The organism is Methylibium sp. T29 (assembly GCF_000576205.1).
Taxonomy (GTDB): Bacteria; Pseudomonadota; Gammaproteobacteria; order Burkholderiales; family Burkholderiaceae_C; genus Methylibium; species Methylibium petroleiphilum.
The window spans coordinates 1-2642 of the sequence record NZ_AZND01000368.1 but is presented as its reverse complement, the minus strand read 5'-3'; the positions used below and the strand labels follow the sequence as shown (position 1 = coordinate 2642).

Here is a 2642-nt window from a genome sequence, read left to right as displayed (position 1 = left end):
CACCGCCCGCGCCGGTGGTGCGCGACGTACCGGCAACGACCCGCCGTGCGGTGCCGGCGACAGCGCCCGCAGTGGCGCCTGCCGAGAAGCCGGCCGCTCCGGTGGCGGCGGAGGGCAGGGTTCACACCGTCGCCGAACTGCCCGACGACATCCGCCGTCAGTTGCCGGCCATCGCGGTCGGCGGCTCGATCTACTCCGCGGAGGCGGCCAACCGCTTCCTCATCATCAACGGCCAGATCTTCCACGAGAAGGACAAGCTCGGTCCCGAACTCGTGCTCGAGCAGATCAAGCTCAAGGCCGCGGTGCTGCGTTTCAAGGGCTACCGCTACGAGATCACCTACTGACGCTGGCGTGTCGGCCACCAACCCCTCGAATCCGGCACACTCCGCCGCTGGCCCTGCCGGGGCGCCGCCGCTGATCTGCGGCAACTGCCAGGGGCCGATGCAGGTGCTGGCGCTGCGCGGGCACTACGGGCAGGCGGTGGAGGTCGACCTCTGCGCGCCCTGCCATCTGGTGTGGTTCGATGTCATCGAGTCCGCGCGCCTCAACGGACCGGCGATCCTGGAACTGATCGGTCACATGGCGCAGGCCCAGTCGCTGGCGCACCAGCCGCTGCGTCAACAGGCCGCCTGTCCGCGCTGCCGCAGCGGCTTGAAGACCGTGCACAACCGTTCGCGCTGGGGCCGCTCGCTGCAGCTCGAATGCCCGAAGCGGCACGGCGCCTACCAGTCGTTCGCGGAGTTCCTGTTCGAGAAAGGTCTGGTGCGGCCGCTGTCGTCGGCCGACCGGGCCGCGCTGATCCGGCGCGATGGCCACATCGACTGCGTGAACTGCGGTGCGCCGATCGCGGGCGGTGACGCGCAGTGCGGCCACTGCCGCTCGGTGCCGAGCCTGCTCGACGTCGCCCGGCTGGCGCGTGCGCTGGACCCGGAAGGCGCCACCGAAGACCACCCCGTGCACGCCACCGCAACCCACCGCGGGGCGCTGCAGTGCGGGGCCTGCGGCGCGGCGCTGGCGCCCGGGCAGGCGATGCAGTGCGCGCAGTGCGGCGCCACGCTGGCGGTGAGCCGACTGGCCGATGCGCACCGCCAGGTGGCGATGCTCGGGCCGCAACTCCAGGCGCATGCCGAGAAGCCGGCGCCGCACACGGTGGCGCGCCGCATGGCGGCCCTGTCGGCCGACCTGCCGCGTCAGCGGGAGTGGATCCTGCGCATGCGCGCCGACACCGCGGGCCGGCATGGCGGCGACGAGGACGACGATGAGCTGCTGTCCTGGTTCACCCGGCGCACCAACCCGCTGCGAGCGGTGTTCATCGCGCTGCTGTTGTGGTGGGCGTGGTGGATGTGGTCCTGAGCCGGGCGCGAGCCCGACCTCGGGCGTTCACACTACCGTCTGCAGCCGCTGCCGGCGGGCCGCCTCCGCGGCGCGCGCGTCGTCGATCTCGCGCAGCACGCTGCCCAGGTCGACCGCCGCGGTGCTGCGGTCGAAGCGGCCGGTGAGCACCACGTCGGGATGCAGCATGCCGCGCTGGTAGAGGTCCCAGATCTCGGGGCCGAAGTCGGTGGGCAGCAGCTCGGGCGCGTAGCGGCCGAAGTAGCCGCTCAGGTTGCTCACGTCACGCAGCAGCATGCGGCTCGCGTGGTTGTTGCCGGCGGCGTCCACCGCCTGGGGCAGGTCGATGATCACCGGGCCGTCGGCGGCCAGCAGGATGTTGAACTCCGACAGGTCGCCGTGCACGACGCCGGCGCACAGCATGCGCACCACCTCGGCCAGCAGCGCGGCATGGTGGCGGCGCGCTTCCTCCGGCGTGAACGCCACGTCGTTGAGCCGCGGGGCCGCATCGCCATGGGCGTCGGTCACCAGTTCCATCAACAGCACGCCGTCGTGGAAGTTGTGAGGGCGCGGGACACGCACGCCGGCGGCGGCCAGCCGGTAGAGCGCGTCGACCTCCGCGCTCTGCCACGCCGCTTCCTGGGCCTGGCGGCCGTAGCGCGTGCCTTGGCCATGGCGCGGGCCTGGCGGGTGTTCTTGACCCTGCGGTTCTCGGTGTAGTCGACCGCCTGGCGGAAGCTGCGCTCCGTGGCCTCCTTGTAGACCTTGGCGCAGCGCGTCTCGTCGCCGCAGCGCACCACGTAGACCATGGCTTCCTTGCCGCTCATCAGCTGGCGAACCACGCTGTCGATCAGGCCTTCCTCGATCAGGGACTGCAGTCGCTTGGGGGGTTTCATCGCGGCATTCTGCGCCGCGTCGCGGCGGGTCCGGCGCGACTACAGGTAGAGCGCCACGACCTCCACCACGGCGTCCTCCCATACCACCGGGATCGCCACGAGCGCCGTCGCGCCGATGCCCACCGCTGCAGCGGCGGGCGATCCCGGCTCGTCGGCCGGGAAGTCGTTGATCACCGGCACACCGCGCTGCAGGGCCTTGACGAGCGAGCTGCCGGTCGACGACAGCGGCAGCTGGGCGATGCCCGAGGAGCGGCCGCCGTGCAGTTCGCTGAAGGCCTCGACTCTCCGCAGTTCGGACTGCGCCGCGTCGGGCACCCAGCGCTCGATGCGGTGCGCCAGCGGCAGCCGCGCGCTCGCCAGGAAGGCCACCACGTGGCGATCGGCGAGCCGCGAGCCGCGGGAATCGCCAGGCCG

Annotated in this window: 3 protein-coding genes and 1 pseudogene; 2 read left to right on the top strand and 2 right to left on the bottom strand. The window is 72.1% G+C overall.

Annotated elements, in window-relative coordinates; all coding sequences use genetic code 11:
* The coding region (locus x551_RS20955; protein WP_216701353.1) for a general secretion pathway protein GspB at positions 1-344 on the top strand (344 nt) is incomplete at its 5' end.
* Between the two features lie 7 nt (positions 345-351).
* Positions 352-1353, top strand: a complete 1002-nt coding sequence (locus x551_RS20950) for a hypothetical protein (RefSeq protein ID WP_036236307.1) — start codon at positions 352-354, stop codon at positions 1351-1353.
* Positions 1354-1380: 27 nt separating this feature from the next.
* On the opposite strand, the pseudogene x551_RS20945 reads toward x551_RS20950, so the two are convergent.
* Together x551_RS20945 and x551_RS20940 are read right to left on the bottom strand one after the other, a co-directional pair.
* Positions 1381-2228: pseudogene (locus x551_RS20945) on the bottom strand (PA4780 family RIO1-like protein kinase).
* Between the two features lie 39 nt (positions 2229-2267).
* Positions 2268-2642: hypothetical protein (locus tag x551_RS20940; protein WP_036250966.1), on the bottom strand; the 375-nt coding region annotated here is incomplete at its 5' end.